27 protein-coding genes are annotated in these 25,051 nt (G+C 46.8%); 10 read left to right on the top strand and 17 right to left on the bottom strand.

Features of this window, described 5'->3' with window-relative positions; translation table 11 throughout:
* Window positions 1–67: 67 nt before the first annotated feature.
* From KNO91_RS12465 to KNO91_RS12455, 3 genes are all read right to left on the bottom strand, one after another.
* Window positions 68–328 carry a hypothetical protein gene (locus KNO91_RS12465; RefSeq protein ID WP_026826759.1) on the bottom strand — a complete coding sequence of 87 codons (261 nt, stop codon included), beginning with the start codon at window positions 326–328 and terminating at the stop codon, window positions 68–70.
* An 87-nt stretch (window positions 329–415) separates the two neighbouring features.
* The gene (locus KNO91_RS12460; RefSeq protein WP_074033069.1) at window positions 416–658 is read right to left on the bottom strand and encodes a hypothetical protein; all 243 of its coding nucleotides are present in this window, start codon (window positions 656–658) and stop codon (window positions 416–418) included.
* Between the two features lie 131 nt (window positions 659–789).
* Window positions 790–942, bottom strand: a complete 153-nt coding sequence (locus KNO91_RS12455; protein ID WP_015880844.1) for a hypothetical protein — start codon at window positions 940–942, stop codon at window positions 790–792.
* Window positions 943–1,230: 288 nt separating this feature from the next.
* Here KNO91_RS12455 and KNO91_RS12450 point away from each other — a divergent pair, with 288 nt between their 5' ends.
* The 5 genes from KNO91_RS12450 (at window position 1,231) to map (ending at window position 6,123) form a co-directional block, all read left to right on the top strand.
* Window positions 1,231–2,082: a CvfB family protein gene (locus KNO91_RS12450; protein WP_214696385.1), complete on the top strand. Its 852-nt coding sequence runs from the start codon at window positions 1,231–1,233 to the stop codon at window positions 2,080–2,082.
* Between the two features lie 170 nt (window positions 2,083–2,252).
* Window positions 2,253–3,782: a degradosome RNA helicase CshA gene (cshA, locus tag KNO91_RS12445; RefSeq protein WP_251126649.1), complete on the top strand. Its 1,530-nt coding sequence runs from the start codon at window positions 2,253–2,255 to the stop codon at window positions 3,780–3,782.
* Between the two features lie 100 nt (window positions 3,783–3,882).
* Window positions 3,883–4,134 carry a hypothetical protein gene (locus tag KNO91_RS12440; protein WP_214747211.1) on the top strand — a complete coding sequence of 84 codons (252 nt, stop codon included), beginning with the start codon at window positions 3,883–3,885 and terminating at the stop codon, window positions 4,132–4,134.
* 40 nt (window positions 4,135–4,174) lie between these two features.
* On the top strand, window positions 4,175–5,359 hold the full coding sequence (locus tag KNO91_RS12435; RefSeq protein ID WP_214790567.1) for an EAL-associated domain-containing protein: 1,185 nt from the start codon (window positions 4,175–4,177) through the stop codon (window positions 5,357–5,359).
* 14 nt (window positions 5,360–5,373) lie between these two features.
* The gene (gene map, locus KNO91_RS12430) at window positions 5,374–6,123 is read left to right on the top strand and encodes a type I methionyl aminopeptidase (RefSeq protein WP_214796414.1); all 750 of its coding nucleotides are present in this window, start codon (window positions 5,374–5,376) and stop codon (window positions 6,121–6,123) included.
* Between the two features lie 40 nt (window positions 6,124–6,163).
* On the opposite strand, the gene KNO91_RS12425 is transcribed toward map, so the two are convergent.
* The 7 genes from KNO91_RS12425 to KNO91_RS12395 are packed head-to-tail and all read right to left on the bottom strand — an operon-like array spanning window position 6,164 to window position 13,990.
* Window positions 6,164–6,862, bottom strand: coding sequence for an aspartate/glutamate racemase family protein (locus tag KNO91_RS12425; protein WP_214818236.1), 699 nt, complete (start codon window positions 6,860–6,862; stop codon window positions 6,164–6,166).
* A gap of 21 nt (window positions 6,863–6,883) precedes the next feature.
* Entirely contained in the window at window positions 6,884–7,951 is a 1,068-nt protein-coding gene (gene menC / locus KNO91_RS12420; protein WP_214818234.1) for an o-succinylbenzoate synthase, read from the bottom strand.
* The gene (gene menE, locus KNO91_RS12415) at window positions 7,948–9,306 is read right to left on the bottom strand and encodes an o-succinylbenzoate--CoA ligase (protein ID WP_214818232.1); all 1,359 of its coding nucleotides are present in this window, start codon (window positions 9,304–9,306) and stop codon (window positions 7,948–7,950) included. The genes menC and menE overlap by 4 nt, the downstream gene beginning before the upstream one ends.
* A gap of 51 nt (window positions 9,307–9,357) precedes the next feature.
* Window positions 9,358–10,182 carry a 1,4-dihydroxy-2-naphthoyl-CoA synthase gene (gene menB, locus KNO91_RS12410; RefSeq protein ID WP_026826750.1) on the bottom strand — a complete coding sequence of 275 codons (825 nt, stop codon included), beginning with the start codon at window positions 10,180–10,182 and terminating at the stop codon, window positions 9,358–9,360.
* Between the two features lies 1 nt (window position 10,183).
* A complete protein-coding gene (locus KNO91_RS12405) occupies window positions 10,184–10,963 on the bottom strand; it encodes an alpha/beta fold hydrolase (RefSeq protein ID WP_214818229.1) in 780 nt (259 codons plus the stop codon).
* A complete protein-coding gene (menD, locus tag KNO91_RS12400) occupies window positions 10,960–12,609 on the bottom strand; it encodes a 2-succinyl-5-enolpyruvyl-6-hydroxy-3-cyclohexene-1-carboxylic-acid synthase (RefSeq protein WP_214818226.1) in 1,650 nt (549 codons plus the stop codon). The genes KNO91_RS12405 and menD overlap by 4 nt, the downstream gene beginning before the upstream one ends.
* Window positions 12,610–12,622: 13 nt before the next feature.
* A complete protein-coding gene (locus tag KNO91_RS12395; protein ID WP_214790554.1) occupies window positions 12,623–13,990 on the bottom strand; it encodes an isochorismate synthase in 1,368 nt (455 codons plus the stop codon).
* 168 nt (window positions 13,991–14,158) lie between these two features.
* Between KNO91_RS12395 and KNO91_RS12390 the strand changes: the two genes are divergently transcribed.
* Window positions 14,159–15,058: a 1,4-dihydroxy-2-naphthoate polyprenyltransferase gene (locus KNO91_RS12390; RefSeq protein WP_214818222.1), complete on the top strand. Its 900-nt coding sequence runs from the start codon at window positions 14,159–14,161 to the stop codon at window positions 15,056–15,058.
* Between the two features lie 37 nt (window positions 15,059–15,095).
* Complete coding sequence (locus KNO91_RS12385) at window positions 15,096–15,629, top strand: beta-class carbonic anhydrase (RefSeq protein ID WP_074033130.1); 534 nt, start codon at window positions 15,096–15,098, stop codon at window positions 15,627–15,629.
* 39 nt (window positions 15,630–15,668) lie between these two features.
* Here the strand turns inward: KNO91_RS12385 and KNO91_RS12380 are convergent, their stop codons facing one another.
* The 4 genes from KNO91_RS12380 to KNO91_RS12365 form a co-directional block, all read right to left on the bottom strand.
* Window positions 15,669–16,622 (bottom strand): YihY/virulence factor BrkB family protein, encoded by a 954-nt coding sequence (locus tag KNO91_RS12380; protein WP_214790550.1) that lies wholly within the window; start codon window positions 16,620–16,622, stop codon window positions 15,669–15,671.
* 65 nt (window positions 16,623–16,687) lie between these two features.
* Window positions 16,688–17,125, bottom strand: a complete 438-nt coding sequence (locus KNO91_RS12375; protein ID WP_214818219.1) for an NUDIX hydrolase — start codon at window positions 17,123–17,125, stop codon at window positions 16,688–16,690.
* 68 nt (window positions 17,126–17,193) lie between these two features.
* Window positions 17,194–18,120, bottom strand: a complete 927-nt coding sequence (locus KNO91_RS12370; RefSeq protein WP_214790546.1) for a carbohydrate kinase family protein — start codon at window positions 18,118–18,120, stop codon at window positions 17,194–17,196.
* 116 nt (window positions 18,121–18,236) lie between these two features.
* Window positions 18,237–20,144, bottom strand: coding sequence for a heavy metal translocating P-type ATPase (locus KNO91_RS12365; protein WP_214818217.1), 1,908 nt, complete (start codon window positions 20,142–20,144; stop codon window positions 18,237–18,239).
* Between the two features lie 199 nt (window positions 20,145–20,343).
* On the opposite strand from KNO91_RS12365, the gene KNO91_RS12360 reads away from it, so the two are divergent.
* Entirely contained in the window at window positions 20,344–21,288 is a 945-nt protein-coding gene (locus tag KNO91_RS12360; protein ID WP_214790542.1) for a DMT family transporter, read from the top strand.
* 134 nt (window positions 21,289–21,422) lie between these two features.
* Window positions 21,423–21,725: a hypothetical protein gene (locus KNO91_RS12355; protein ID WP_214790540.1), complete on the top strand. Its 303-nt coding sequence runs from the start codon at window positions 21,423–21,425 to the stop codon at window positions 21,723–21,725.
* A 35-nt stretch (window positions 21,726–21,760) separates the two neighbouring features.
* Here KNO91_RS12355 and KNO91_RS12350 read toward each other — a convergent pair whose 3' ends face one another.
* Genes KNO91_RS12350 through yfkAB form a run of 3 tightly spaced genes read right to left on the bottom strand, consistent with a single transcriptional unit; the run spans window position 21,761 to window position 24,381 of the window.
* Window positions 21,761–22,903 carry an MFS transporter gene (locus KNO91_RS12350; protein WP_214818215.1) on the bottom strand — a complete coding sequence of 381 codons (1,143 nt, stop codon included), beginning with the start codon at window positions 22,901–22,903 and terminating at the stop codon, window positions 21,761–21,763.
* 42 nt (window positions 22,904–22,945) lie between these two features.
* On the bottom strand, window positions 22,946–23,140 hold the full coding sequence (locus KNO91_RS12345) for a hypothetical protein (protein ID WP_214785678.1): 195 nt from the start codon (window positions 23,138–23,140) through the stop codon (window positions 22,946–22,948).
* Window positions 23,141–23,193: 53 nt separating this feature from the next.
* Window positions 23,194–24,381: a radical SAM/CxCxxxxC motif protein YfkAB gene (gene yfkAB / locus KNO91_RS12340; RefSeq protein WP_214818345.1), complete on the bottom strand. Its 1,188-nt coding sequence runs from the start codon at window positions 24,379–24,381 to the stop codon at window positions 23,194–23,196.
* Window positions 24,382–24,557: 176 nt separating this feature from the next.
* Here yfkAB and KNO91_RS12335 point away from each other — a divergent pair, with 176 nt between their 5' ends.
* Window positions 24,558–24,821 carry a type II toxin-antitoxin system HicB family antitoxin gene (locus KNO91_RS12335; RefSeq protein ID WP_214818213.1) on the top strand — a complete coding sequence of 88 codons (264 nt, stop codon included), beginning with the start codon at window positions 24,558–24,560 and terminating at the stop codon, window positions 24,819–24,821.
* Window positions 24,822–25,051 lie beyond the last annotated feature (230 nt).

Here is a 25,051-nt window from a genome sequence, read left to right as displayed (position 1 = left end):
CTCTCATAATGACAACAAGAAAGAGTCTTCTTCTCTTGACGAGAATCCGACCCTTCGGCATGAATCCTTATTCCCAAAAGCGAGAATCGCTCTCTTCTTCCTCTTCCTCAAGTTCGAACGTAATGCGTTTATTCACAGGATCGACGACGAAATAAGCGCCGTCTTGTTCAATACTCTTAATTTGCATGGCTTGATCGTTCCCGATTTCAAGGGTGAGACGGATGCGATTGTCATCATCGACGAGCAAGATCCCATCTTCCTTCAACCAAAGCTCCATGACGGGTGAATAACGAAGTAGCCATTCATTCGATAACGGAATTTCATTCATACGATTGTGTGCCTCCTGCGATTATAAATCCAATGTACGTTGTCTGTTCCTTCATAGGATACCAAATGTGGAGTGGGAAGACGAGCGTTATGTAGAGCGCTTCCGAGTCGTGGAGTGCATTCTGGCCACGACACGTTTGATTCGTTTCTGGTTCCGTCTTTCCACAAAGAACTCGCTCGCTTGCATGAAGAGTTGCTTAAAGGAAGACAGGCCCATCGCAATCAAGACAGCAAATAGAAATGTTCCGATTGGATCTTTGTACAGTTCAGACTGGAACAAAAAGGCGAGGCCTGCAGTTGATAAGATGGTCGTAAGAAAATAGAAAATCATAGCGGAGTCTCCTTTTCTTAAGTGGTTAGGAAAGAAAAAGGCAAGGTCTTTTAATCGTATTCGACCTTTTGTAGGAAATTCCTGTTTGTGTTTGACAAAGAAAAAAACGCCTCCAGTTGGACGGAAGACGTTTACTCTTGAGTCATATAAGTCGATGATGACGATACGTTCGTATCCACACCGTTTGAGAAAATGAAGCTGAGTGAGGCAAGTAATGCGAAAAAGGCGACGAGTAGCCCTTTTGTAAATCGTTTTGCAAACGAACGAGACTGTATATCAAACATTTATTATCCCCCGATCAATCCTAAATGAAACCTTATTTCTACTGGACACTTCCTATATAATAACGTTTTCAAAAATAGGATACTAGAAGAAAAAAAGACGTTCACAAAATTGTCACAAAATTTTAATAAATCAACTCGTTTCCATTTGTTGTGACGTTTTTCCCTTTCTGCGCCGCGTTCACATTTTCGTCACATTTATGCAAAATGTTGAAAGAGAACATGATATGATTAGGAACGTGTGTAGATAGGTATACTGACAGTAATAGCTTAGAAAAGGATGTGGGTGTAATGGCATTGCGCGCAGGAGAAGTAGTAGACTTGGTCGCGGAACGTTCTGCTGATTTTGGAGTATTCATTAGTAACGGTCGCGAAGAGGTGCTCCTTCATCGAAAGGAACAAACGGAAGAAGTGACAGTCGGTCAAACGGTTCGTGTCTTTTTATATCATGACTCAGAAGGGCGTCTCGCATCAACGATGACGATTCCAACGGTCTCTTTCGATGAGTATGAATGGTGTGAAGTAACAGGCGTTCGATACAACACAGGTGTTTTCGTCAATATCGGGATTCAAAAAGATGTGCTCGTCTCAATGGACGATTTACCAGAGAATCGGTCGTATTGGCCACAAACGGGAGATCAATTGTGCATTCGTTTGAAGTATGACCAAAAAGGGCGCTTACTCGGAGACCCGGCGCCTTACGCGTATTTGAACTTGTTGGCACGTCCGTCAAAGGAAGAGTGGAACAATCAAGATGTTCAAGCGACTGTCGTCAATAAACGTGAAGTCGGCGTCAACGTATGGGTCGAAGGAGAATCACTCGGCTTCTTACATGAAGCAGAAATGACACGTTGGCCGCGACTTGGTGAACAATTGACGGTCCGTGTGACACAAGTGAAACAAGACGGAACGGTTCTTGTTTCGATGAAACCTCGTGCCTATGAGGCGATTGACGGCGATGCGGCGAGCGTCCTCTCTTATATCGAGGAACGTGGAGGGCAAATGCCGTACGGTGACAAAACAGCCCCTGACGTGATCGACCGTGAGTTCGGGATGAGCAAAGCCGCGTTTAAACGGGCGCTCGGAAAACTACTAAAAGAAAAGCAAGTTGAAAAGCTCGACAACGGCTACAAATTGAAATAAGATAACTCATGTTCGGGTGACATGAAAAAGTTTGAAAATGTATTTCTTTCATTTTAGGAATAAATACGTTATAGTTAATAAAGTTGACTATGAGGAAACATTGAGAAAACGTCTGTAGATCTGTCAAACTGAACTCAGACGTTTTTTGTATGAACAAAGGAGAATATAATTTGACAAAATTTCAAGACTTACAATTAAGTGAAGCGTTAGTAAAAGGTGTACACAAAATGGGCTTCGAGGAAGCTACACCGATCCAAGCTGAGACAATTCCTGTCGCACTCACAGGAGTGGACGTATTAGGACAAGCACAAACAGGTACAGGGAAAACAGCAGCTTTCGGTATTCCGACAATTGAGCGAATCGATTCAAAGGCGCGTCAAGTCCAAGCACTCGTTCTTGCACCGACACGTGAACTTGCGATTCAAGTTGCAGAAGAATTAAACAAAATCGGAGAAACAAAGCGCGTTTACGCACTTCCTGTTTATGGTGGTCAGCAAATCGACCGTCAAATCCGTGGTTTGAAAAAGAACCCACAAATCGTTGTTGCAACACCAGGACGTCTCATGGACCACATGAAGCGTAAAACAATCAAACTTGATGACATTCAAACAGTCATCTTGGATGAAGCAGACGAAATGCTCAACATGGGCTTCGTTGAAGATATCGAAACGATCTTGGCAGGTCTTCCTGAAGCACGCCAAACGCTTCTTTTCTCGGCAACGATGCCACCACAAATCAAAAAGATTGCAGAGCGTTTCATGAAATCGCCGACAATCATCAAAGTAAAAGCGAAAGAGATGACTGTTGAAAACATCAACCAGCAATTCCTCGAATTGCGTGAAGGTCAAAAATTCGATACGCTTTGCCGTTTGATTGACATCGATTCACCTGAACTCAGCATCATCTTCGCTCGTACGAAGAAACGTGTTGATGAAGTGACAGAAGCACTCATCAAACGTGGATACACTGCAGACGGTCTTCACGGAGACTTGACGCAATCAAAACGTGACCAAGTCATTCGTCGTTTCAAAAACGGAACGATCGATATCTTGGTAGCGACTGACGTTGCTGCACGTGGACTTGATATTTCAGGTGTTACGCACGTTTACAACTTCGATGTACCACAAGACCCAGAGAGCTACGTACACCGTATCGGTCGTACAGGTCGTGCTGGTAAGACAGGTACAGCCCTCACGTTCATCACGCCACGTGAATTCGGACAAGTGAAGGCAATCGAACGCGTAACGAACAAAAAGATGAACCGTCGTCACGTACCGACAATCGCAGAAGTACTTGAAGGAAACCAAAAGCAAGCAGCTGAAGAGTTGATCGAACGCGTTCAAGCGGGCGACTTCAAAGCTTACACGCAACTTGCGACAGAACTTCTTGAAGAGTACGAAGCAGTTGAAATTCTCGCTGCTGCCCTTCGCGGATTGACGAAAGAGCCAGATTCAACACCAGTTGAAATCTCATACGCTGAACCGGTTCGTGTGAAACGCCAAGGTGGTCGTGGTGGTGATCGCGGTGGATACCGTGGTCGTAACGACCGTCGCGGTGGTGGCGGTGGCCGTGGAGGCGATCGTCGTGGTGGACGCGGTGGCGAACGTCGTGATGGACGTAGCGGAGACCGTAAAGGATCATTCCGTGGTGACGATCGTCGTCGCTCGGATGACCGTGGTCCACGCCGTCCACGTGACTAATCATCGTGAAATGCCGCATTTCCTTAAGTGGATTTGCGGCTTTTTTTATTGTGTCGTGCTACACTAGTTGAGTAGAGATAGAAGGATGAGGTGTCAACGGATGGTGGAATTAAGTTTCGGTCTCCTTGTGCTGCTTGGTTGTGTGCTTGCACTTAAACCAATCGTGTCGAAGACAGACCGTCCTAACTTTCGTTATATCCCCGTGGCGACATTGTTATTTGGAGCGATGATTTTTTTAGTGTTAGCCATTGGAGTAGGCGGAAAGATGGGCATTGCATATGGCGTAATGAGTATCGCCTATTTTATTGCTTGTTTCGGTGCCTATATGTATGTACACACGCGAACGAGCTGATTGTAGCTCGTTTTCGCATTTAACGAAGAGGTGATGAGTTATGGATGCGGTAGAAGTGATGGTCCATCCCGAGGAAGTGATGGTGACGTATGAACCAATCCTTGGAGCGGCGACGTTTCAAGTAGAAGGATATATGGTACATGGGCGATTCCGAGGCGAATCGTTGACACCGTTTTTTTATGATGAAGACGTTCCACTCGAGTATCAGTTAGACATCGCCCAACGAATGGAGCAATTGGCAGCAGAACAACTTCGGGATGTTAAATCATTCGTCACGTTCAGATGTCGATCCGAATGGATTCTCGAAGAAGGGGGAGAGGCTTTTTTGACCCCGCTTCGCGAATTGAACTTCCCGTTACATCGCATTTATGTGACGCTTCAAGGGACGGACCTAGTGGATGTTCCTCGCCTATCGCGTGTCATTCAGTACTATCGATCGTATGGGCTGAAAATCGCGCTAGACTTTGCGGAATCGACAAGTATCGAGGACATTATGACGCTCGCGCCAGAATTATTGCTCGTCGATCTTGGAACGATGGTCGAGAAGAAGACGTTGTCGGTCACATATCCGAACATGCTTCAGACGATGGAATATATTGCGTCGAAGCTTGGCGCGCCGCTTCTTTATAAATCAATTAACCACATCGGACAGCTTCGGTACGCTTGGCAACACGGCGGTCGTTATTATATGGGTGGTCTACTTGGGTTGGAAGACGAGCTTCCACAACGAGAAATCAAAGGGATGGGTGTTTTAGCGCAAGAAGTGCCTTCATTCTTTTTGCATGACCAGAAGCGATTGAACCGTCTGTATGAACTTGAATTTGAGTTACATCGTCGAATCGGAGAACTCGTTCAATCTGGGAAATGGTCGAAAGACAAGAAAGATGAATGGATTCAATACATCGCGCCAAAGCTCGAGGAAGTGTTTGTCCGTTATTATTTGACGGATAAGACAGGTTTTCAGACGAGTGCGAACGTCTACTGTGTGAACGGAGAATGGCGTGTTGATAACACGTATCGAGGCTATAACTGGAGTTTCCGACCATATTTCATTCAGACGATGGCGGCGATGGATGTTCGGGGACGTGGCTATTTATCGGGTGACTACCGTGATTTCAGTTCAAACGAAGTGACGCGGACGTTCAGTTATCCACTACCCGACGGCATGTTCTTATTCGCCGACATATCCGAAGAATATTTATACCAGAATCGATTACTAGACTGAAAGGAAGAATGATGATGTTAGATTATGATTACGATGCGCTACGCGAAATCGGTCGAATCGTCGCACTTGCACGAGACGAGATGGCGAAAGCCGTCAAACCGGGCATGACGACAAAGGAATTAGATGCGATTGGGCAACGTATTTTAGAAGAGGAAGGTGCGGCTTCTGCACCCATCACGATGTACGAATTTCCAGGATACACATGTATTTCGCTCAATGACGTCGCTGCCCACGGGATTCCTGGGGACGAGGTCATTCAAGAGGGAGATATCGTAAACGTCGACGTCTCTGCTGTGAAGGATGGCTACTATGCGGACACGGGTCGTACGGTCATTGCTGGGACAGCGAAATCACCTCAGCACGAACGTTTGGTGGAGGTATCGTTGACATCACTAGAAGCCGGACTCGGCAAAGTGAAAGCGGGCGTGAAAGTCAACCAGATCGGGAAAGCCATTTATTCGGACGCGAGAAAGAATGGATTCACGGTCATCCGTAACTTGGCCGGACACGGACTCGGTCGGACGTTACACGGAGAGCCAGAGACGATTTCAAACTACTACAGCCGCGAAGAGAATCAACTCTTAAAAGCTGGACAAGTGATTGCGGTCGAAACATTCATCTCGACGAAAGACGAAATCGTCTATCAGTCTGAAGAGGATGGCTGGACACTCTTCACACCGAACAAGAGCCTCGTCTCACAGTTCGAGCATACGGTTATCGTCACAGAAGATGGATATGAAGTGTTAACGGGGTCATTCCGTTGAGAAAAAGGTGTGGTTCTTGTGAACCGCACCTTTTCTGTATTCATTGTTGTTCGAGAGCTTTGCGCACGGCTGCTGTCGCGTGAATATACGTTGTATCAAAGAGTGGGATGGAAACATGTTGTTGCTGGATCAACAGAGGGATTTCTGTACATCCGAGAATGACACCTTCTGCGCCAGCAACCTGCAACGATTCAATGATACGTGTGTAGATTAGGCGGCTTTCATCTGTTGTGATTCCAAAAATCAGCTCATCATAAATGATGTCGTGTATGCGTTGTCGATCTTCTTCATTTGGAATCATTAATTCAATCTCATACCGTTCTTTCAACAAATCGCGATAGAATGAACTTTCCATCGTGAATCGTGTACCGAGTAGTGCGACCCTCTTAAGACTTTCCTGTTTGATAGCATGTCCCGTGACGTCTGCGATATGCAGGACGGGCAGAGAAGTAGCGGCTTCAATGGAATCCGCCACAAGATGCATCGTGTTCGTACAAATCACAATGAGTTCAGCGCCTGCCCTTTTCAGGTTGAGGGCTTCATGAATCATGACACGCGTCAATTCATCCCAATTTCCTTCATGCTGTAATCGTTCAATCCTGTGAAAATCAAACGAGTGCAGTAGACAATTTGCAGAGTGAGTCCCACCTAATATGGATTTTACTTCTTCGTTCATGATGCGGTAATACTCGAGTGAAGACTCCCAACTCATACCGCCCAACATCCCGATTTTTTTCATAACGACTCCTTTACATAACACCTAAGTTAGCGAGATGTTTGTTTCTCTCAGTTGTTCAATCACACGCCAATCCGGCTGTACCGTATCTGGGAGGGTCAATTTCCCGTTCTCGACTTCAAGCGGCGTATCGAGCAAATCTTGCTCGAAATAAGCGCTCGTGCCCGACATATCCGCCGGGAAGCTCGCACCGCTTAGCGAGGCGAATAAGAGCGTATGATACCTTCCAATCCCTGACTCATACATCCCACCGACCCAGTATGGGGTCCCGTGTTCTCGAATCGTTAACGCTTCACTTAAGCCACCGACACGTGCAGGTTTAATGTTGACGATTTTACCCGCACCGAGTTGCGTCATCGTCTCCACATCGTTGTGAGACGTAATCGACTCGTCGAGACAAATCGGTGTTGTCAGCTTTCGTTGGAGAGCTGCTGATTTGACGAACTGACCGCTCGGGTATGGCTGTTCAATCATCAATAACCGATGAGAATCAATTTGTTCGAACCATTCTATGGATTGAGTGGTGGCACTTCCGTTTAAGTCAATCATGAGTGGTGCGTCCGGGAAGATGGCACGAATCTCGCGTAGTGCAGGTAACAGTTCGTGTGGGGAAGCTTTCAATTTAATTCGTTCGAAACCGTCGGCTAGCGCTGCTTCAATCGAGTTCATCGTCTGATGGAGTAATCCAATCCCAATCGTTCTACCGCAGGAAACGGTGTCTCCCGCTTTTATATAGTTTTTTAGTGACATGTTCGCGCGGGCTGCTTCAATCTCCCATAAGGCACTTTCCCACATCGCTTTCGCCATCCGTTGACCGATAATCGAGGAGACGAGTGTTGGGAATACGTCCGTCGTGACCGTCATCCCTTTTAATAAATTGAGAATTAGTTTTGACGTATCGATCATAGATTGGGTCGTTTCTTCCGTGTACCAAGGTGTCTCGAAGGCGACACCTTCGCCGTAACCGATGACCCCGTCTATGGTCTCTAGGCGAAGGATGAGTGTTCTTCTTACGGATAACACGGCATGTGCCGTTACGATTGGGTGTTTAAATGTCAAAGGGACGATGGAAAGGTCAGCACGTTTGATCATGGCAGTAGCTCCTTTAAGCGATGGCGCATTAGTTTTCCGTTCGCATTTCGGGGGAGGTCGGGAACATGAAAAATTGCAATCGGATGTTTGTATTTGGCTAGCTGAGAATCGAGAATCCCCTGCATCTCAGTTGGATCATATGAACCGACGACAAAGGCGAGCGGGACTTCTCCCCAAGTCGGGTGTGCTTGTTTCGTGACACCGACATCTTGAACACCTGCACATCGCAACATGGCCGCCTCAATTTCAGCGGGGTATACATTTTCGCCACCGGAAATAATGAGGTCGCTTCTGCGGTCGTGTACATACAAATACCCGTCCCGCATCGTTCCGAGATCACCTGTTTTCCAATAACCGTCGGGTGTCCAGTTGTCTGATTCAGGTTGTTCGAAATATCCACTCGTCACAGTCGGCCCTTTTACCTCAATTTCCCCGTCCTGACTGATTCGGATCACGGTCGGAGCGATGGCTCGACCACTCGAACCGATATGCGAGAGCGCCTCGCTCGGAAGCAATGTGGCAACTTGAGAGCACGTCTCGGTCATCCCGTATGTTTGAGCAATCGGTAACTGTCGTCGCTCTGCTTCTTCTAATAACGGGCGGGGGACCGGTCCGCCTCCGACGAGTAACGTACGAAGGTGATGTTTTTCAAGTCCGGCATCAAGTAGTCGCTGAAGCATGATGGAGACGAGTGACAGCTGTGTAATGCCTTCTGTTTCAATTAAATGAAGAGTTCGTTCGACATCGAAACGGGGCTCGACGTAAAGCGTCGAACCGATGATTGCACTCCGATACACTTGAGAAAGCCCGCTCATATGGAAGAGAGGCGTCACCGTGAGCATGCGGTCGGATGAGCGATAGTCCAAATGTGCTTCAGCGGCACGTGCGCTTGCGAGATGATTTCCATATGTTTGTTGTACGGCTTTGGCCCGCCCCGTTGTACCGGATGTGAACATGAGGGACATGGTTTCATTTTCTTTCCACTCATGTGTCCCGGTAAAACATGAACTAGCCCGACATGTCATCAGAAGTTGTGTGATGGGCAAATCGATCTTGTGATCGATGAGAAGCAAGTCGACTTTTGCTGTCTTCAACTGAATGCGTACTTCTTCTTCGGTCAAGCGTGTGTTGAACGGAACGAGCACTTTGCCGAGTAGATGCACTGCATGGACGGCGATGACATAGTCTTTACTGTTTTTAGCGAATATGCCAATCCGTTCGGCAGTAGAATCCTGTTCGTGAATATATTGGGCAAGTTTCAGACTCTCTGTACGCAATACTCCCCATGTTAGTTTTGCCTCGTTTGTCACGAGTGCGATTTGTGATGCCGGGTGTTTAGTAATCCATTCAAGCATGTCATCAACCTCCAAAAAAAGAGTAGCGGATTCGCTACTCTCTCAAAAAAATTAAGGGAAACGTGGGAATTGACCGAAGTCAGGGTCACGTTTTTCTTTGAACGCGTCGCGTCCTTCTTTCGCTTCATCTGTCGTGTAGTAGAGAAGCGTTGCGTCTCCAGCGAGTTGCTGAAGTCCAGCAAGACCGTCTGTATCCGCGTTCATCGCTGCTTTCAAGAAACGAAGCGCAGTCGGTGAATGTTGTAAGATTTCTTGGCACCACTTGACTGTTTCTGCTTCGAGTTGTTCGAGTGGTACGACCGTGTTGACGAGTCCCATCTCGAGTGCTTCTTGTGCATCGTACTGACGGCAAAGGTACCAGATTTCACGAGCTTTCTTATGACCGATGATGCGAGCTAAGTAACCAGAACCATATCCTGCATCGAACGAACCGACTTTAGGACCTGTTTGTCCAAAGCGAGCGTTGTCCGCTGCGATCGTCAAGTCACATACGACGTGAAGGACATGTCCACCGCCGATTGCAAATCCTGCGACCATTGCGATGACCGGTTTTGGAATGACGCGAATGAGGCGTTGAAGGTCGAGGACGTTCAAGCGTGGGATTTCATCTTCTCCAACGTATCCGCCATGACCACGAACTTTTTGGTCTCCGCCTGAACAGAATGCCTTTTCGCCTTCACCCGTCAAGATGATGACGCCGACTTCTTTATCATCGCGTGCACGAGCGAATGCATCGATCAATTCATTAACCGTCAACGGACGGAACGCGTTGCGTACCTCTGGGCGGTTGATGGTGATTTTAGCAATCCCATTCCATGTTTCATATTTAATGTCTTCATACGTACGGACCGATGTCCAGTTCGCTACTGATTCCATTTTAAATACCCCCTAAAATCAATTTCTTTATTATTGTACCAAACTCTGGTGCATTCTCGATATGAGGAGCATGCCCAGCATCTGAAATTTCATAGATTTTAATATCGGACCGTTCTTGCTGCATGTCTTTTGCAATTGCTTTGAACTTAGAATCTTCTGCTCCGACAATCAAGTCGATGCGAGGGAGGTGGTGCAGTGCGCCCCATAGCGAAGGCATGTGACCTGTTCCAATCGCCCGCAAACTGTTCGCAAGCGCAGTGGGGTGTTGTGCAAGTCGATCCTCCCTGAGTGAACGCTTCATGTCCTCCGTCTGTCGCCAAAGCGGAAGGTTCTCCCATCTCTTGACGAATGTGGCGAGTCCTTCGGTTTCGATGAATCGGGCAAGTTCTTCGTCTTGACGTCGACGAGTTGCCCGCTCTCTTGAAAAGCGAAGACCAGGTGTCGTGCTGATTCCGATGACATGTTCGACGCGCTTGTCACATGCGGCGAGTGTCAATCCAATTCGCCCGCCGAGTGAATAACCGACGACCGTCCAAGGGCGTTCGTCCAAATCGAGTAAGCATGACAAATCTTTGATTTGTTGACTCATCGTCGACCGATTGACGGTAGGATGTTCAGTTGCGGCGTGTTGAAGAAGGGAAGGTGACACGTGTCGGACTGGCATCGCGGGTAGCGAATCAATCCAATGGGCATTTCCCGTGAACCCGTGTAAGAACAACACCGGTCTTCCTGCCCCTCGAACGCTCACCTCATACTGGATCCCTCGCAAGCCGATGTTCATGCTTCATTCTCCGTGATGAGGCGAGCGCAGACAGACTGCGTCCACTCTCGGTGGATCGCCACGTTTTGCTCACGATTCGATGGGAACTCAATCAAGTGAATGCCATCTTCAATCGCTTTTTGAATCTCATCCGGTCGTTCAATCAAACGATAGGACAACCCGTATGTCTCAGCAAATCCACGAATGTTTAAATCGAGCGGTGTTCCGAACAAGTCTTCGAATAGTTGGGCATCGATGGAAGCTTGAGGTAAGAATGAGAAAATCCCTCCGCCGTTATTATTCGAAATCACGACTGAAAACTTTTCAGGGTGTCCCTTCAACAGTTGTAAGGCGTTGCTATCGTGGTAGAATGCCAAATCGCCAATCAATAGAGCGGCGTGAGACGTATCGTAACAGCTGCCGAGTGCGCTCGATAGGACGCCGTCAATCCCGTTTGCGCCTCGATTGGCGAGAACTTGTACGGCTGTTCCGGCTGATAATGACGTATCGACATCACGAATCGGCATACTGTTGCTAACGAAAAGACGTTCGATTGACGTATCGAGTAGTCGTTTCGTCAATTCGGCTTCGCCTTGAAGTGAAGGTTTTGCCGACTCTGCGACATCTTCGAAGAAGCGTAGTCGTTCGACGTAGCGCGGTTCATTGATCGATTCAATGAGTGGTAAAAAGTCGAGTGCGTCTCCGTAACAGATGGTCGCGCGGCTACTCGGATCGCGATAAGAGCCTGGCTCTTCAATCACGAGTTGTTCCGTCGTCGATATCCATTGATTGAACCGTTTTGAGACGGGTGCGGCACCGAAGCGGATGAACACCTCAGGTAACCAGTCAGTGCGGTACTCGCTTGCGAGCCACGTGTCATAGTTCGTTAACACGCCGTCGAAGCGACGCATCCCACTGAGTGGATCGGCAAATATCGGAATATTGCGTTCGATCGCAAATTCGTAAATGGTGTTCTGCCATGTAACCGGAGTGTAAGGTCCGACAACGAAAGCGAGTTGTTTGTGATTCGTTCGTTCCGAAAAGAGTTCTCGGTCGGCACGTGTTGGGCGAATGCTCTGTCTTTCCGGTTTAGTCGGTTCACCTTTCAGAAGTCGCTTTAACTGTTCAAGGTCTGGAAGTAACGGTTCTCGGAATGGAACATTCAAGTGAACCGGTCCAATCGGGGCCTGCATGGCGAGGTTCGTGAACCGAGTCACCGTCTGTTGCATGAATGAAAGCGTTGCTTCTTCGGGTACGGGCAAGTCGAGACTCATCTTTACTTGTTCACCGTATAACCGGACTTGATTAATCGCTTGAGGTGCCCCGACATTCCGGAGTTCATGTGGGCGATCGGTCGTTAAGACGATGAGTGGCAACTGCGAAATGAATGCTTCTGTCACGGCAGAATAATAGTTTGTCGCAGCCGTCCCGCTCGTGCAGATGAGTGCGACAGGACGAATGGTGTCCGTCGAACGCGTCAAACCGAGGGCGTAAAATGCGGCGGAGCGCTCGTCGACAATGATGTGGTGACGAATTTGCGGATGCAAATAAGCCGCCATCGCGAGTGGGGTCGAACGAGAACCTGGACTGATAACCACGTCTGTCACGCCAGATTCAACAAGTCGATTCACCATGGATGCTACCCAGTCGGTCAACATCTTATTCATGTGGGGTGCCTCCTTAATCGTGCGAATCAAACTGCAAAGCTTGTTTGATTGGACTCATTTTCATTTCGGTTTCTTCGAGTTCTTGCTCGAGTGCAGAGTCTTTGACGATGCCACATCCTGCATAGAGTGCAACGAATTGATGTTGAACGAGTGCCGAGCGAATGGCGACGACAAACTCGCCATCACCTTCGTTGTCGACCCAACCAAATGGAGAACCGTACCATCCGCGGTCGAAACGCTCGATTTCACGAAGCAATCGGACCGATGTCCGCTTCGGTGAGCCGCCGAGTGCTGGTGTTGGGTGTAAGGACTCCGCTAACGACATCAAGGAAGCGTTCGTTTCGAGTGTCGCTTGGATAGGCGTATGCAGATGGAATACCGAACGATTCGCTAAAATTTGTGGTGTCTCGCTCGTATGAATCGGTGCAGTGTATGGTGTCAAAGCTTGCTTAATGTCTTTTACAACAATTTGATGCTCTTCACGATTTTTCGTATCATTCAGTAGCTGTTCTTTCGCGAGTTCTGCTTCAATCTCAGTTTTAGGACGTTTGGTCGTTCCGGCGATGGCAGCCGTGTTCAGCTGCATGCCTTCTTTTTGAATCAGTCGCTCAGGCGTCGCTCCAAAGAATCCGACGTCACGTTTTGGTTGATATAAGTAGATATAACTCGACTCTTGATGGTCCGCCAAATGCTTTAAGCTTTTCGCGAAAGGGAATGCGTCGTCGGAACGTTGATAAATTTCTTCTCGTGCGATGACGATTTTTTCGACGCGCTCTTCCTCAATTAACTGCTTCGCCTGTTGGAAACTCGATTTAAAGTGGTCCACGCCATCTTTTACTTTCGAATAGGTCGGTGTCGATTCTTCTGTAGGGTGAAGTGAGCTGAATTGAGCCAATTGGTCAGCCAATTGAATCAAATACTGTTCCACCGATTGTTTTGAAGAGACGAGCGTCGCGACTGTCAGTGTATGTCGGTCTTTATAACGACGGTATAAAAATTTTGGGACGACGAGTGATGCCTCCCCAAAGGCATCCCACATACTCTTTTGTGGTCGCATGAAAGTATCGAACGAAAAGCCGGCAAACGCATGAATGGTTGCATCGACATCTCGCCGGTGGAGGCTCCAGTCATACTGGAGCCGCTGAAATCGTTCTGTTCCAGAAGCACTCAAAACGAGCGCATCTCCGCAACCGAGCATTTCAAGCGTCCGGTCTGGTGTCATGAAATAATAGTGGGACGTATCCGTGTTTTGAATGATTTGAAACGCATCGAACGCAGAAATTTCCCATGTATATGATGCGAGGACAGGCCGTTGCCAAGCTCGCGCCCGTTTATGGGCTTGCTCGATTCGTTGTTTTATATGTGTTTGAGTATCTGGCATAAAAGAAAAGCCTCCTCAATCCGATAGAATTCTCACTCTTTAGTGTATCATGAGTTCGCAATCCACCTGCCTATGAAATGCTCGAGAAATTGTAAGGGATGTGAGATGGACGGCTGGCGTTGACAGATTTTTTCATCGAGACGTAAACTAACGAAGGGAGGGAACGAAATGAAACAGAAATCAAAAGGGGCATATTGGCGAATGATTCGCCCGCATACCCTGACAGCAAGCTTTATTCCGGTCTTGCTCGGGACGTTCATCGTCCTCGATCAAACCGAACTGAAATGGGGGCTCTTTCTTGCGATGCTGGTCGCGTCAGTCCTCATTCAAATCGCGACGAACTTATTTAACGAGTATTATGATTATAAGCGTGGGCTAGACCATGAAGGGTCGATTGGGATTGGTGGGTCAATCGTGCGTGACGGATTTACGCCGAAACAGATCCTTTCAATCGCCCTAGGCATGTATGCTGTCTCAGCAATGCTTGGACTTTACATCGCAGCGTCTACGAGTTGGCATTTGCTTTGGGTCGGTGCACTATCTATGCTCGTTGGATACTTATATACCGGAGGACCGTTACCGATTGCGTATACGCCGTTTGGTGAAATTGTCGCCGGTCTATTCATGGGGTATGTCATCATTGGAATTGCTGGCTACATCCAAATCAATACGGTGACGACGGAGCTATTGCTCGTATCGTTCCCAATGGCGTTGCTAATTGGAGCGATTTTACTTGCGAACAATATTCGTGACCTTGATAACGATAAAGAGAACGGCCGAAAAACGATTGCTTGCCTAGTCGGACATCGACGTGCGGTGTATGTGCTCGCAGCATTCTTTGTCGCCGCATTAGTCGGCATCATCGTCGCCGTGATGTATTATGGAGTCACACCATGGGTCTTGTTATCGCTCCTCACCGTGCCAGTGATGGTTCAGGCGATTCAACGGTTTTGGCAAAAAGCAGAACCGGCCGCATTGATGTCTGCGATGGCGATGACGGCAAAAGTGAATACGTTGTTCGGGGCATGGATGGTCGTCGGACTAATTGTTTCAAGATTTGTGATGTGAGAAAAGGGGAGGCGTTAACGTGTCAGTCGTAAAAGAAATGCTTGAATTCAATAAACGTTTCGTAGAGGAAAAACAGTACGAACCGTTCGTATCTGATAAATTTCCAGATAAGAAAATTGTGATTTTAACGTGTATGGACACACGTTTGACGGAACTGTTACCTCAAGCGCTAGGACTTAAAAACGGAGACGCTAAAATCATCAAAAATGCGGGTGCCGTCTTGTCGCATCCATTCGGTTCAGCCATGCGTTCGATTTTAGTGGCGCTTTATGCATTAGGCGCGGAAGAAGTTGTCGTGGTCGGTCATTACGATTGTGGGATGGCGGCGATTGAACCGTCCGTCGTGATTGAAGAGATGGAAAGACGGGGGATTGATCCTCAGACATTGAAGACATTGAAGTCGTCAGGGATGGATTTGGAGCAATGGCTTCATGGTTTTGATTCGGTCGAAGAGAACGTCGTTCATTCGATTAACCTGATTAACAATCATCCATTGTTACCACCAGGCACGAACGTGCATGGATTCGTGATTGACCCGGCGACGGGGCGTCTTGACCCGGTAGAAGCATAAGAAAGGAGCGCGTTCAACTTGAACGCGCTCCTTTTAACATTACCCATACGTATTCGTCGGGATGTCTTTATAGTCATCCTCTTCTTGTTTTTGTTTCGCTTTCTTTTTGTTCTTCTTAAAATCACGTTCATATTCTTGTTCGCTTGGCGTTTTAAAGAAACGCATCCACGTCGCGTTAATTTCAGATCCGATTAAAATGATCATTCCGGTCAGTTGTAACCAGAGCAACGTGACGATGATCCCACCGAGCGATCCATAAGTAGAATCGTAACTTCCGAAGTTCGAGACGTATAGACTGAACCCGAAGGAAACAAGCTGCCATCCAATCACACCGAAGATGGCTCCGGGAATCGTACTTTTCCAGAATACATGTTGTTGTGGTGATACTTTATAAAAAATCGAAAGCGTCAAAATCAGCACGACTGTTGTCAGAACGTAACGGAAGACGTTGATCATCATCTCCTCGGCCCCGGTAATATTTACGGGTAGATATTCGGTGACGAATGAGATGATTTGCGCCCCGAACACGTTTGAGATAATGAGGAGTAACATCCCGATTCCGAGTAAAATCGTCATTCCAAGCGCCAATCCTTTTTTGACAAAGAAATTACGTTCATTGTCCTCGCCATACGCGTGTAGGGAAGTCGTGATGAGGCGGTCGACCCCTTTTGCGGCGGACCAAATGGCTAAAATCGCACCGAGTGATAAGAGACCGCCCCGTGGCTCCCCGATTGCGTCAAAAATACTCGTCAAAAATTCGGAAGCGGCGGATCCTGGTGCCAAATCATTTAATTGATTTTGGAATGAATCTTGTGAGATATCAAAAAATGATAAGAGTGCCAAAATGAAGATGATGCCGGGGAAAATCGATAAAAACCAAAAAAATGCGAGTGTGGCCCCGTAATCTTGTACGTCATGCTCTTTAAAACGACGGAATAACTCTTTTCCAAACCCGAACCAATTCTTTTTTTCCTTTACTTCTGTCATTGCCATCATGAAACCCTCCTGACTCGATCGTTAGAAAAACATTTCCCGAATTCGGTCGAGGATACACATGATTAATCCTCGGCTAACGTCAAATCGTAAAAGCGAGTCTCATTTGAGGCAAGTTTTTCAGCGAGTGATGGGGGGCGGACCGGAAGATGAGGTAACGCCGATCGCTTGATCCACATCGGGGTATACGATCCGTTTGTCTGTTCTTCTTGAAACTCTTCGCCCGTTCCGGTACCGAATTTGCCGCCTGTCATCTTCGCCCAATAGTAAGGGTTCAACTCATTATTAAAGGCGACGTAGGCAGCAACTCCTTCTAGCTCGACGTGAACGCCGAGTTCTTCATACGCTTCACGGACGGCCGTTTCTTCAGTCGTATGGCCGTATTCGACTCCGCCCCCGGGGAATACATAATACAAGACGTCTTCTTTTTCGCGACGAATCAAAGCGACTTCGTCTTTGTCATTCATTAGAATGATCGCACTTCTTAATTTCGTTCGAACCACTGAAATCGTTCCTTTCACTCCTATAATTTTGCACAAAACGCATCGACGATTCGCCGATGCGTTCCAACTCATTTTTGCGTAGGTTGTTCTAAAGAATCATACATGTCTTGCGTCAACCCATTTTCGTGTGACGCGATGACTTTTCCTGCGACACGCATTCCAAGACGGAGTGCATCCTCGATTGGATGCTGCTTCATCAGTTCCGAGATGACAGCGGAGAAGAATGAGTCACCGGCTCCAGTGGAGTCGGCTACTTTCACTTTCGTTGTCGGGACATGACCTTGTTCATTCGTACGAAGGTCGACATAAACCGCACCGAGCTCGCTCATCGTGACGATGGTGAGCGGAGCACCTTTCATGGCGAGTACTTCGGCGACACGTAGCGCGTCGTCTACCGTGACGATTGACATATCGGACAAGATCTCCGCTTCTTCCCGGCTACAGATGAATCCGGTGAAGCCTTGGAGGAGATGACGGTTCCGTTCAATGACTGAAAGGTGGCCGCACACGCCGTATAGTGGTAAGTCCATCTCACGGCACAGTTCAATCGTTTCATTCAAGACGTTCACCGATAAGTCTAAGTCGATTGCGACAGCGTCGCTCTCTTTAAAGACCGTGTCGATTTGACGTAGAATGGCTTCTTCCATTCGTGCTTCGTCAGGTTGTTTTGAAATCGAAGTCTGTAGATCGCCATTGTTATCCATGACGGCGAGCCACATGCCCATCCCGTTGTCTTCTAGCATATCGACACCATCGACGTTGACTTGTAAACCACGTAACTCTTCGAGAACACCGACACCGATCTGGTCGTTCGTAACAGTTGAGACGAAGCGAACGTCATTACCGAGTACACCTAAGTTTTGAGCAACGTTTCGACCTGTTCCGCCATTGGAAAAAGTGATGTCGCCAACATTTTTCGCATCTTTATGAAGCGGTGCGAAAGACGTTCCTTTAATATCGACAAACACTTTGCCGATGACTGCAATCGTATTCATATCTTGTACCACCTTTAGCCAATCTTTCGATTTGTTTCAGTCAATTAGACACATTGTTTCAATTATAACGAAATCGACATATCGTTTCAATCATCGATTCCATTTTGTCGAATGAGTCATTCCCATGAAGAGGTGAGAAGGCGAAGTCCATTCAAAATGACCAGGATAGTAGAACCTTCGTGCCCGACAACTGCGAACGGCATGATCAGCAACTCGAAAATGTTTGTGGCGATGAGGACGAGAATGACACCGAGCGCAAAGACGACGTTTTGTAGAACGATTCGGTTCAGCTTGCGTGATTGGCGAATGGCGTCGCTCAAGCGCATGAGGTCGTTTTTCATCAAGACGACATCGGCTGTTTCAAGAGCCGCATCGGTTCCTTCGCCCATGGCGATTCCAACGTCAGCGGTCGCGAGTGCTGGGGCGTCGTTAATACCGTCACCAATCATCCCGATTGAACCGTACTCTTCACGTAATGCCTTGATTTGTGAGACTTTCTCTTCTGGTAAACATTCGGCAATATAGCGCGTCAATCCAGCCTCATTTGCGATGGCACGGGCAGTCGCCTCATTGTCTCCGGTAATCATGATTGTCGCGATCCCAAGGTCATTTAGACGTTGGATTGCACCTTTTGCCTCGGAGCGCAACGTGTCACGGAGGGCATATGCCCCGATTGTACGAGAGTCATCACTAATAAAGACGAGCGTGTGGCCGGCTTCTTTCAATCGTTCCACATCTTCTTTAAAGAAGTCACCACTTCGGTCAGCGAACTTCTGCTTACCGACGCGATACGTCGTTCCGTCAATCGTTGCCTCGATACCGGAACCAGTGATGTCTTTAAAGTGCGTCATCTCTCCGGTATGTTTTCCTGTATAAGAGACGAGGGCCTCTGCGAGAGGGTGCATTGAATGTTCTTCAATCAAACTGACGATTCGATTGACGTCGACTTCTTGTAAAACAGGGGTGATGAGCGCTTCTTGAACGATCGGCTTCCCGATGGTGAGCGTTCCTGTTTTATCAAAGGCGATTGCTTTCAGGCGCCCCATGTTCTCGATGTGCGCACCGCCTTTAAAAAGGATTCCGTGTTTTGCGGATGAGGCAATTGCTGCTAGTGCGGCAGGGGTGATCGCGGCAACGAGGGCACAAGGAGATGCGACGACAAGAAGGATCATTCCTCGATAGATGCTCGTTTCAAGAGACCATGACGTGAAAAACGGTCCCAGTAAGATGATGGCCGTGACGGATAGGAGTACAATTTGAACGTATCGTCCTTCATAACGATCGATAAATTGTGCAGAAGGTGATTTTTCTTCTTGTGCTTGCTGAACCATTTGAATAATTTTTTGGAACAACGTCTCGGTTGCGAGCTTTGTCACTTCAAGCGTCAACACACCGTTTAAGTTGACGCTTGAGCCGAACACGTCATCTCCAATTTGTCGGTCGACCGGCACAGATTCTCCTGTGATTGCAGCCTCTTCCACAGATGCGCTACCTTTCAAAATGCGTCCGTCAACCGGGATGCGTTCGCCAGGGCGGACGTAGATACGATCCCCGACTTTCAAGTCGTCAATGTGGACGACTTCAAGTTCGTCAGAAGCAGTGAGGCGAGTTGCCTGTTCAGGTTGTAGTTCCATCAAAGATTCGAGTGCACGCTCATTTTTATTCATCGTATACGTCTCGAGTGCACCGGATAAGGCGAAGATGAAAATTAAAATGGCGCCTTCCATCCAATAGCCAATCGATGCGGCACCGATGGCGGCAATAATCATGAGTAGTTCCACGTTCAGAGATTTTGTTTCAATCGTGTCCGTGATTCCTTCTTTCGCTTTTGCGTATCCGCCGATGAGAAAGGCGGTTAAGTAAAGCGTGACGTGAATCCAAGGAGTTCCGCCTTGTGTTTCGGCGATATAAGCGAGTACAATCAATACACCGCTAATGAGCGCCATAATCAATTCGATATGTTCGTACCAGCTAGCCCGTTTGAATACGTGGCTTTTTTCGTGTGTAACCGATTGGACGTTCATAGAATCCCTTCTTTCTAATTGAGAATAAGTCTCGATTAAATGATAATGATTGATGATGATTATCATCTTCAATTGGCTTAAAATATGGATTTAACCTTTAGATGATGCGTTTTGTTTATTTATAATAATTATTATCTAGGTTTATTTTAACACGCTCATCTTCGACTCACAAATAAAAAGATTAAGGAGTTTTTGTGTCATGCAAAATATATTCCAGCGCCCATGGACAGTGGCGTTTTTGGCGATTTTTAATACGTTGTTATGGGGGAGTGCGTTCCCGTTCATCAAACTGAGCTATGAAAAGTTGGACATCCAGTCGAACGAATATGGTCAACAGCTACTGTTCGCAGGCGAACGTTTCTTACTCGCCGGAGTTCTTCTACTGATTATCAGTCAGACAGTGTTGAAGCGATCGATTCGATTGACGCCTAAGAAGTTTAAGGCGTATGCGCATCTCGGTTCTTTTTTAACGTTCCTTCAATACTTGTTCTTTTATATCGGGCTCTCGATTTCGACTGGCGTACAAGGATCGATTATCGCCGGATCGACATCGTTCTTCCAAATGGCACTCGCCCACATCCGTTATGAAGATGATAAGTTGAATCGTTTGAAGGGGCTTGCCTTAACGTTTGGGTTTTCTGGAATTGTCATCGCAAACTGGCCAGCAACCGGTTCGGAGTTTGGTTTTGGGTTAGGTGAGATTTTACTAATCTTAGCGATGGTGTCGGGTGCGTTCGGGAACTTGATTGCGAAGGATTATTCGAAAGAATATGACGTTGCTCCAATGACAGCTTGGGCGATGGTTACAGGTTCGATTGGATTACTCGTCATCGGTTACTTGTTAGACCCAAGTGGAGTCTCGATGCCGTACACCGGCCAAACGATTGCGTTCCTCTTCTATTTGGCAATGCTGTCGGCGATTGGGTTTACACTGTGGAACACGTTGATGAAATACAATCCCGTCAGTCGGATTTCACTCTATATTTTCTTAGTTCCCTTATTTGGTGTCATGTTGTCAGGTATTTTACTCGGCGAAACGATTCCGTGGAACGCGATTGTCGGACTCATGTTCGTTATCGTAGGGATTTATTTATCGACTTACTTTCAAGGAAAGCGTGCTAAAAAACAACGCATAAGTCATTGAAAAAGAGACGCGGTTGACGGAATTGAAATCCCATGACAAAATATATTAAAAATTCTGAATTTTAAAGTTCGAAAAATCGGTCTTCGTTTGCAAAGACTTGCGTACGCAATCATTCAAAGGAAGGAGGAAAAGCAATGACTAGAAATCGAATCGTCCGTAATATCCTCATCTCGCGTCAACCGAAAGATGAGTACGTCAAGTACGTGATGAAGTGCGTGAGTCAAAGTTTAAAAGAACGTCACGGTCCGGTGGCGACCCGCGCAACGAGACAAGGGGATGACATTCAGACGAGATGGCAGTTCGAAGATCGTGTCGTAGAGGTGACGTTGAAATCAGAAGTGCTCGCCTCCCTGGACACGGAGCCGTTCGCACTAGATGAGGTGTTCATCCAAGCTTTACAGTTGAACGATGATGAAATGGATCGAGTTGTAGAGTAAAAAGGGCAGATGGTTCATGGGAACCATCTGCCTCTTTATATATCGATTGGCTTCGACGTTGATGTGAAGAGCCGTAATGCGAGAATGCCTAAGATTAACGTGTACATGAGGAAGTAAACCTCTTTCGGAAGCGATAACCAGTATGCGCCGATCATCGGTCCAGAAATCGAACCGATACTGAAAGAGATGCTATACAGCATATTTCCGGTCGGGAGCAAGGCTCGAGGGAGTACCTCTGTCATGTGCGCTAATCCGAGTGAATACGTCGACCCTAGCCCCGCGCCGGCTAGCGCGAATAGAAGGAGCAGTCCGACATAGTGATCGACGACAACATTTGCCAAAGCGAACACGAGTGTTCCGAATGTCAGGACGATTTGCAAAATTCGTTTCTTCCCATACAAGTCAGCGAGTCGACCAAGAGGGAGTTGAACGACGATTGACATGACGATAAATGTCGTAATCAATGTACTCGTCTCTGTTAGACTCATTCCGTTCCGTGACGTGAAGATCGGAAAGTTGGCATTTAAGCTCGCTTCAAGAAAGCCGTATGTAAATGCGGGGAGAAGCGTGTATCCTGCGCCGACTAGGATCAACCGAATGCGTCCCTTCGAGTCCGTCTTCACTTTCTCGACTTCGGGGAACTCATTCTCGACTTTAAAGACGAGCATCAGTGAAGCGAGGCAGAAGAAGACGATGATTAGAAACGGTAACCAGAACCATACATCAACAAGTGGTGCGAGTAACGGACCGACGGCGAAACCGAGACTGAACGACATCCCGTAATACGCCATCGCTCGACCGAGACTACGTTTGTCGGTAGAGGAGGTTACCCACACTTGTGAACCGTAGTGGAGGGCGGAGTCTCCAAATCCGATAAAGAAACGCATCATCGCCCAAACGAGTAGTGATGGCCAAATCGGCAAAGCGAAGGTCGCAAAGGCGGTTAATAAAATTCCGAGGACAATCGTCGGTCGGAATCCGTATTTTCGGACGAACCGCTCAAGGAGTGGAGCAGAGACGATGACTCCAACATAGAGCATCGTCGCATTCAAGCCGTTCACCCAGGCCGGAGCCCCGTCACGCTCAATGAGCGTGGATAAAAGTGGAATGAGCGCGCCTTGAATCAAGCCAGAAATAAAGACGATCAATAATAAAATCATAAAACGAAAGCGGAGCATGGATTCACCTCATGAAGTCAAAGTAAAAAGCCGAGAAGGTTCTCAGCTTTTCGTGTCGTCAATCGGTTGTGGAGAGTGATTTAAGTGTAGCAACTCATCGTCCCAACTGCCTTGACTAAACATTTCATCATGCTCTACTTTGTCTGAAACGAATGCGGCTGTCAATAAGATGCTAAGCACGCCACCGAAAATGATGATGGCCATTACAGTGATCATGAATACATAAATCGCTGTCATCTATACACACCTCGATTCAGTTAATATACAGAACATTTCCCGAATCGAAATAATTAAAACGAGGTCGCTTTGCGAGATTGGAAATCAACCGTCGGATAATACGCTTGTTTGACGAGTGCGTTCGGTCCGAGACATTTGACGGCTGGGCAATGGCAAGAAAGAGTGGCGTTCAATTGACTGTTCGACCACGTATCGTACGCTTCTTGGAATGACGTATCGTAGACGGTACCAAGCGTACCGAGTTCGTCGCCAAAGTCGGTCACGATAATCTGACCGTCGAAGATGTTTGTGTTGAGGCGCGAACGGCCATCCGGGTCGTTGCGGACCGTCACGTTTTTCGATTCATGAAGTCGTTTCAATAAAGCGCGATCTTCTGGTAGGTCAGAACATGCATAGAACGGTAATGTGCCGAACAACATCCAGACGTTTTCGTCTCGGACATCGAGCAAATCGTGGATCGCTTGTCGCGTATCAGCGAGTGACGCCGATTCGAGGGCGCTAGCGAAGTCTGCTGGGTACATCTGATGTAAGGGATCTTGCGACTCTGAAAAGGCACTTTTAGCAAACCCTGAATCATACATAGGGTGGATTTCGTGCCTTGTACAGCCCATTTCCTCTACAACTTGCTTATGGATTTTGGCAAGGTGGGGAATGGTTCTCTTGTTCAGCATAGTCTCAGCAGATACCATTACTCCCATTTCAGATAATGTTTTAGAGTTGCTTATCATTCTATGGAACAATGCCTCTCGCTGTTCTCTAGATGGCTTTCTGTCCATTACAGCAAAACCAACATCAACAAACTCATCAACAGTTGTCCAGTTGTGTGAAATATGTAGTACATCAAGATATGGAGCAATCATCTTGTATCTTTCAATGTCTAATGTAAGGTTACTGTTGATCTGAGTGTAGATGCCTCTTTCATGTGCATACTTCAATAGAGGGAGTACATAGTTTCTAACCAGTTTCATGTTCAGCATTGGTTCTCCACCTGTGATACTGATTGTTCTCAGAGTCTCAACCTCATCTAGCTTTTTCAACATGAACTCTAAAGGGATAGGGTCAGGGTCTTTAAGGGCAAGATTGTACCCTACAGCACAGTGAGCGCATCTCATGTTACAGAGGTTAGTAGTAGTGAACTCGATACTGGATAAGACAGGCTTTCCATACTTTACAACATCAATGTAGGACTCCCAAGCATCTGTCTTTGGTGTTTGTTTTTGTTTAACTGATGACATTTTTATTACTCCTTTATTTTAGATACTCAACAATTATGGGTATTTGCATATTCTAATGTCAACAAAGGATAGTAAAGATAATTTTAGTAATAATAAAATGCTAGAATATTGTTGATTGATCTGCTCTCCTTTACTCAGTTGAATATAATATGAATAGTTAACTTTTTAGGGAGGTTTAACTTATGACAGTGTACAAATATTATGCATTGATTGAAAAAGAGAAACTTGACCAATCAGGAGATTTCATTGTGGATTTTCCTGACTTGGAAAATGTATTTACTGATTCAGAAAGCTTGTTAGGAGCGGTACAAAATGCTCATGATGTTTTAATTGGCATGTTGAGAGTCATGGAAGAGGATGGGGATGTAATCCCACCTGCAAGCCCTGTGAACAAAATTAAAGTTCCTGAGGGAGCTAGTTTAGTGTTGGTAGAGGTTGATACTTAATCTCTTAATAAGACTGTACTAAGTGTTCAGTTGTTTATCAAAAATATTTTCAAATCTCTACTCATTATGAATAAGATGTAGATAAGGAGTGGGTCTGCATCATGTAGGCTCACTGATTTTTAATTATTTGCTTTTTACTAGTGGTAATAGAAAATCAGTTATTCTATTTTTTAAGGGGAATCTGAGTAATTCCTAAGTATAAAAGAGCAGAGGATTTCTCCTCTACCCTA

It is taken from the genome of Exiguobacterium sp. s59 (assembly GCF_018617475.1).
Classification (GTDB): domain Bacteria; phylum Bacillota; class Bacilli; order Exiguobacteriales; family Exiguobacteriaceae; genus Exiguobacterium; species Exiguobacterium aestuarii.
This window is presented reverse-complemented; position numbering and strand designations above follow the sequence as displayed.